Origin of the sequence: Archaeoglobus sp. (assembly GCF_017656475.1) — an archaeon.
In the GTDB taxonomy this organism is placed as follows: Archaea; Halobacteriota; Archaeoglobi; order Archaeoglobales; family Archaeoglobaceae; genus Archaeoglobus.
Genome location: NZ_JACDNT010000008.1, coordinates 66,206 through 72,205, shown reverse-complemented (window position 1 = coordinate 72,205; position 6,000 = coordinate 66,206). Strand labels below are relative to the sequence as shown.

The window sequence follows — 6,000 nt, the reverse complement described above, 5'->3', positions numbered from 1 at the left end:
AAAAGAGGGTACTGCAGAGGTTGGCTGAGATGTGATTTGGTAAGGACCCTAAAAAGGTTATGAGTTTAACGGAAGGCTAAATACAGTGTTTTGGTGAAGGGGTTATAGACCTTAAATAAAAGTAGCCCCGCGGGGATTCGAACCCCGGTCGCGGGCTCCAAAGGCCCGCATGATTGACCGCTACACCACGGGGCTTTATGTAAGATTAATCACACCGCCAATCAAAACACCGCCCTTAAAGATAATAACGATTTCGTTTAGAATTCCTCAAGTGTCCTCTGCTTTAAGTTTGATACGGTCTTCCATCTCATTCTGACGCAACTCGGAATTTTGCCTGAGGCTATCCAGTTTTTAAGCACCTCTCTCGTTTTTGGGTCGCTTGCGTAACCACTTCCGAAGTCTCCAAACTGCTTTTTCAGCTTCTCGATCTCATTTTCCCTTTCAACCTTCGCGATGATTGAAGCTGCAGCTACAAGCGGATACTTCTCATCCGCCTTGTGCTCTGCCAGCACTTTCACACCAGTCAGTTTTTCAAGCTCCGCCGAAAGCCTCTCAGGAATAACGTCTGGACTGTCAACATACGCTATTTCCGGCTTCAGCCTGGATATTAGTTCCGCATAGCACTCTTTCAGAACCTCATTTATCGTCTTTACAGCCATCTTTTCGTCGAGCTTTTCAGGAAAAATCTTCAGAACCTCCGTTTTACACATTCCCCTTATTTCCTCCGCAAGCTCTACTCTTCTGTTTTGACTCAGCTTCTTCGAGTCCTTAACCCCAAGCTCCCTCAGCTTCTCCTCCTCGTCACTGGCAACTCCTGCAACCACTAAAGGGCCAATTACGCAGCCCTTTCCCGCCTCATCTATTCCAGCCTTCATCAGAAACCCAGCTTCCCCAGACCCTTTATCGGCAGCTTGTTCTTCTTCATCTTCTTCATCAGGTTCTTCATAGTCTTATAGTAGGTCAGCAGTTCCTTAACCTCCTGCGGTGAGGTTCCGCTGCCTATTGCAATTCTCCTTATCCTCGAAGAGTCGATAATTTTCGGATTCAGAAGTTCTTCTTCTGTCATCGAGTCCATGATTACCTTGAACCTCTTCATTTTCTCCTGCGTCATATCCATGACGTCATCGTCAACTTTCATACCCAGACCGAATGGAAGCATCTCGAAAATCTTCCTCACTGGCCCCATTTTGTTCATCGCCTCAATCTGCTTGTAGATGTCCTTCAACGTGAATGTTCCCTTCAAAAATGCCTCGGGGTCAAGCTCTTCCTCGCTTGCAATCCTTTCAATCTTCTCCATTAAAGCCTTGATGTCTCCCATTCCAAGCAGTCTCGAAACGAATCCGGCGGGATCAAAGCGTTCAAAGTCCTCAACCTTCTCACCAGTTCCGATGAAGGCTATCGGTATCCCTATCTGCCTCGCTGCCGACAACGCTCCTCCACCTTTCGCAGTCCCGTCGAACTTCGTAATGATTATGCCGTTAATCCCTATTGCATTGTGGAAGGCTTCTGCCTGCTTGCTCGCAAGCTGACCTATGGCAGCGTCGAGCACGAGAAGCTTGTAGTCCGGCTTCAAAACCTCTGCAATCTTCACCATCTCCTCGATAAGCTCATCTTCAAGCGCATGCCTCCCTGCGGTGTCCACTATGAGCATGTCGTAGTCCTTAAGCCTCTCCAAAGCATTTTTAACAATTTTAACCGCATCCTTCTCCCCTTTCTCACCGTAAAATGTTATTCCGTATTCAACTGCAAGCTGTTTTAGCTGCTCGTATGCCGCAGGTCTCCAGGTGTCTGCTGCAACCACAGCAACCTTCATTCCCCTGTCCTTGAAGTACTTCGCCATTTTTGCGGTTGTGGTCGTTTTACCGCTTCCCTGAAGTCCGACGAGCATTATTTTGGCCTTCTTCAGCGGAATCTCAAGTCCCTCTCCCACTCCCCTGAGCAGCTCTTCGTAAACTATCTTGAGAATCTGCTCCTTCGCATTGAGAGCGGGGAGAACGTCTTCACTGAGAGCCCTCTTCTTTATCGCGTCGCTAATCTCCTTAACCTGCCTGACGTTAATGTCGGCCTTGATGAGCGCTCTCTGTATCTCCTTAATCATTTCCTCGACAAATTTTTTGTCAATGCTGGATGATCCGGCAATCTTCCTGGCCACTTCCTTCAGTGATTCAAGAGCCATTGGCTCTACTATACTGAAAGTATTAAAAGGTTGGCGATAGTATTTTATTGAATTTGGCAGACTAAAATTCGATGATGCTGTTCGCAGAGTTTGCCGAGTTCTGTGAAAAACTTGAGAAAATATCCTCCACACTTGAGCTTACCGCAAGAATAGCTGCCTTCATTCAAAAAATTGAGGATGAAAGAGACCTGTATGATGTTGTTCTTTTCATCACAGGCAGAGTTTATCCTCCTTGGGATGAGAGGGAGCTTGGAGTTGGTGTTGGACTGCTCTACGAGGCCCTTGAAAATGTAAGCGGGGTGAAGAGAGCTGAGATAGAGGGGATGATAAGAGAATGCGGCGATCTCGGCCTTGTTGCGGAGCAGCTGATAAAAAGGAAGAAGATGACGACCCTCGCTTTTGAAGAGCTAACAATCCGTAAGGTGAGGGAGACTTTTGACGAAATCTCCTCTCTGACCGGAGAAGGAAGCATGAAAAGGAAGATAATGCTCCTCACAGGCCTTTACGGTCTTGCATCACCGCTCGAGGCGAGGTACCTAACAAGGCTGATTTTGAATGAGATGCGTCTGGGTGTTGGAGAGGGTATAATGAGGGATGCGATAGCGAGGGCATTCAAAGCAGAAGCTGAGACGGTGGAGAGAGCCTACATGATTACGAATGACCTCGGCAGAGTTGCAGTAGTTGCAAAAAAAGAGGGTGAAGAAGGACTGAAGAAGTTGAAGATCGAACTCCACATCCCGGTCAGGATGATGCTTGCACAGGTTGCTGAGAGCCTTGAAAGCGCCATCAGGGAGATGAGGGTGGCAGCGGTTGAATGGAAGTACGACGGAAGCAGAGTTCAGGTTCACTGGGATGGAAAGAAGGTTACAATCTACTCAAGAAGGCTGGAGAATGTTACCAATGCACTGCCTGACATCGTTGAGGAGATAAAGAAAAACGTCAAGCCCGGTGTGATTCTCGATGGAGAGGTCATAGCGGTCAAAGACGGAAAACCGATGCCGTTCCAGCACGTTCTGAGGAGATTCAGGAGGAAGCATGACGTTGCCAAGATGGTCGAGAAGATTCCGCTTGAGGCTCATTTCTTCGACATCCTCTATGACGGGAATGAATGCATTGACCTCCCGCTGAAAGAGAGGAGGAAGATGCTTGAGTCTGCAATAAAGGAGTCGGAAAAAATCAGGCTCGCAACTCAGATAGTCACGGATAAGGTTGATGAGGTCAGGAAAATGTACGAAGAGGCTATTAACGCAGGTCACGAGGGTGTGATGGTCAAGCTGCCGTCATCCCCGTACATTCCGGGAAAGAGGGGAAAGAACTGGCTCAAGGTTAAGGCCATAATGGAAACACTTGATCTCGTTGTTGTCGGAGGAGAGTGGGGAGAGGGGAAGAGGAGCCACTGGTTGAGCTCCTTCGAGCTTGCCTGCCTTGACCCGGTGACAGGAAAATTGCTTAAGGTCGGAAAGGTTGCAACCGGCTTCACCGAGGAGGATTTGACGGAGCTAACGGAGATGTTCAAGCCCCTCATCACCTCCCAGCAGGGAAAAAAGGTGGAATTCATCCCCAAGTACGTTTTCGAAGTAGCATACCAGGAGATTCAGAAGAGCCCCAAGTACGAGAGCGGCTATGCCTTAAGATTCCCGAGATTTGTGAGACTTAGGGATGACAAAGACGTGGATGAGGCGGACACGATAGAGAGGGTTGAGAGGCTTTACAAACTTCAGTTCGAGGTTAAGAGACAATGAGGGACGAGAGAAGCTTAATCATAATCTCATCCTTAATGCTCACCATGCTTTTTATAATATCTGTCTTTGCCGGGTATATGGTGGGAAAGAATTATCCGGTTGAAGAGGAGCTGAGAAAATTCTTTGAATACTTTGGAGGATTCCTCGAAAACCCGGTGATTCTCGCCCTCATTATCTTCGCAAACAACGCCGGGAAATCGCTCATTGCCATGCTTGGAGGCTTCTTTTTCGGAATATTCCCGGTAATGTTTGTCTTACTAAACGGATACATCGTTGGAGTTGTTGTTTCATGGAGAACGCCGGAGTGGGGGCTGTGGAAGGTTGTTCTCGCCATACTGCCCCACGGAATTCTCGAAATTCCGGCAATAATCATAGCATGCGCTTATGGTGTGTGGCTGGGTTACAGGTTTTACCTTGCACTGTTCAGAGGAGAAGAGTTCAAAATATACCTGCTTCGGGCAACCAGAGCCTACGTTAAGTTAGTCTTGCCACTTCTGCTCATCGCAGCCTTTGTTGAAGCTTTTATAACGCCAGTGGTGGTTGGAATGTTATGAAACTCGTTGTCTGCAGCGAAGGTGACAAAGCTGGCCAGAACATCAAGGACATCCTGCTGAGCTTTTCCACCTTTGAGGAAAGGAGAGCGGGAGAGTTTAAGCTGTATCTGTCTGATGAATTTTACCTAGCCGAAACGAAGGAGAGGCTAATCTACGCCGATTACATAGATCAGAAGCTTGCCAAATACGTTGATTTTGAGGAAATCCTGTTTGCCTCAAGGCACAGCAGCAAAGACGGAAGAAAAATCTTTACTGTCCACGTTTCGGGCAACGTTGGAACTGCTGACTTCGGAGGAAAGCCTTACAGTCTTGCAAAGCCCTCTCCCCACACAATGAAGAACTACGTCCTCGCCCTGAAAGACAGAATGGACAGGAAGCCCGAGTTTGAGTTCACAATGGAGGTTACGCATCACGGCCCGTCTGAAATCTCTAAACCTTCGGCATTCTACGAGATAGGCTCAACAGAGGAGGAGTGGAAGGACAGAGAAGCTGCTGAAATCGTTGCCGAGTCAATAGTTGAAGCGATAAAGTCGGAGAAAAGAGATTGGAATGTAGCAGTCGGTGTTGGGGGGACGCATTACGCACCGAGGCAGACTGAAATAATACTTTCGACAACCTTCACCTTTGGCCACAACTTCGCAAAGTATACTTTTGAGCACTTAAACGCTCAATTCCTGGTGGAAGCAGTAAAGCTGAGCGAGGCAGAGTACATCATCATCGACGAAAAGTCTGTGAATTCGGCAGTTAAGGGAATGGTTAATGAGGCTGCAGAAATTGCAGGTGTTGAGGTGCTTAAGAGCAAAAAAGTTAAGAGGGATTTCAAGTTACTTCCTTGAAGGCAGGAGAGAAGCCAACCAGCCAACGTAGTCAGATATAGACCTCGTCTGAATCCAAACTTTTCCTCTGCCCGTAAAATCCACAACCAGCCCCTCTCCGCTGAGAAGTGTTGCCTTAAGCCCGCCCGCCTTGCTTACCCTGAAGTCGAGTGTCGGCTCGAACGCCACTATGTGGCCGGTGTCGACTCTCATATGGCCGTCAACCTGAAGCTCCTCTATGCTTCCGAACGATGAGAGGAAGAGGTCACCACTACCTTCAATTTTGAGAAGAAACAGCCCCTCTCCTGAAAAGAATGTTCTACCTCCTCCCCACTTCGTATCAACCTCAATGCCCTCACTCGAAGCGAGAAAAGCACCACTCTGAGCGTAAATCATGCCGCTGAGTGGGACGTGAATTATGTCTCCCTGATATGTCGGGGCGAGTCCGAGAAGTCCCTCTCCTCTGGAAACGAACCTGTTGACGAAAAACGACTCCCCACCAAGCAGTGACCTCTTTAAACCTCCTAACAGTCCACCTTTCATCTCCGTTTTGAGTTCAACGTCTTTCATGTAGACCATAGCTCCTGTTTCAGCAAGCACCTCCTCCCCCGGTTTCAGCTTAAGCTCCAGCAAGCTGTAACTCGGCCTTCCAATTATTCTGTGCTCCATGTTGTGTTATCAAATTAAAAAATATTTAAAATTTCTTATGAACT

6 protein-coding genes and 1 tRNA gene are annotated in these 6,000 nt (G+C 47.9%); 3 read left to right on the top strand and 4 right to left on the bottom strand.

From position 1 onward, the window contains the following. Positions 1-122: 122 nt before the first annotated feature. The 3 genes from H0Z19_RS04000 to srp54 form a co-directional block, all read right to left on the bottom strand. A tRNA-Gln gene (locus tag H0Z19_RS04000) sits at positions 123-195 on the bottom strand. 62 nt (positions 196-257) lie between these two features. Beyond that, complete coding sequence (rnhB, locus tag H0Z19_RS03995; protein WP_290724058.1) at positions 258-875, bottom strand: ribonuclease HII; 618 nt, start codon at positions 873-875, stop codon at positions 258-260. Further along, positions 875-2,176 carry a signal recognition particle protein SRP54 gene (srp54, locus tag H0Z19_RS03990; RefSeq protein ID WP_290724055.1) on the bottom strand — a complete coding sequence of 434 codons (1,302 nt, stop codon included), beginning with the start codon at positions 2,174-2,176 and terminating at the stop codon, positions 875-877. The genes rnhB and srp54 overlap by 1 nt, the downstream gene beginning before the upstream one ends. A gap of 74 nt (positions 2,177-2,250) precedes the next feature. On the opposite strand from srp54, the gene H0Z19_RS03985 reads away from it, so the two are divergent. Genes H0Z19_RS03985 through H0Z19_RS03975 form a run of 3 tightly spaced genes read left to right on the top strand, consistent with a single transcriptional unit; the run spans position 2,251 to position 5,308 of the window. Then, positions 2,251-3,918 carry an ATP-dependent DNA ligase gene (locus H0Z19_RS03985; protein WP_290724065.1) on the top strand — a complete coding sequence of 556 codons (1,668 nt, stop codon included), beginning with the start codon at positions 2,251-2,253 and terminating at the stop codon, positions 3,916-3,918. Continuing rightward, positions 3,915-4,472 carry a stage II sporulation protein M gene (locus H0Z19_RS03980; protein ID WP_290724053.1) on the top strand — a complete coding sequence of 186 codons (558 nt, stop codon included), beginning with the start codon at positions 3,915-3,917 and terminating at the stop codon, positions 4,470-4,472. The genes H0Z19_RS03985 and H0Z19_RS03980 overlap by 4 nt, the downstream gene beginning before the upstream one ends. Next, positions 4,469-5,308, top strand: coding sequence for a D-aminoacyl-tRNA deacylase (locus H0Z19_RS03975; protein ID WP_290724050.1), 840 nt, complete (start codon positions 4,469-4,471; stop codon positions 5,306-5,308). Before H0Z19_RS03980 ends, H0Z19_RS03975 begins: the two co-directional genes overlap by 4 nt. Here the strand turns inward: H0Z19_RS03975 and H0Z19_RS03970 are convergent. Beyond that, positions 5,297-5,956, bottom strand: coding sequence for a TIGR00266 family protein (locus tag H0Z19_RS03970; RefSeq protein WP_290724047.1), 660 nt, complete (start codon positions 5,954-5,956; stop codon positions 5,297-5,299). The genes H0Z19_RS03975 and H0Z19_RS03970 overlap by 12 nt on opposite strands. Positions 5,957-6,000: the final 44 nt, after the last annotated feature.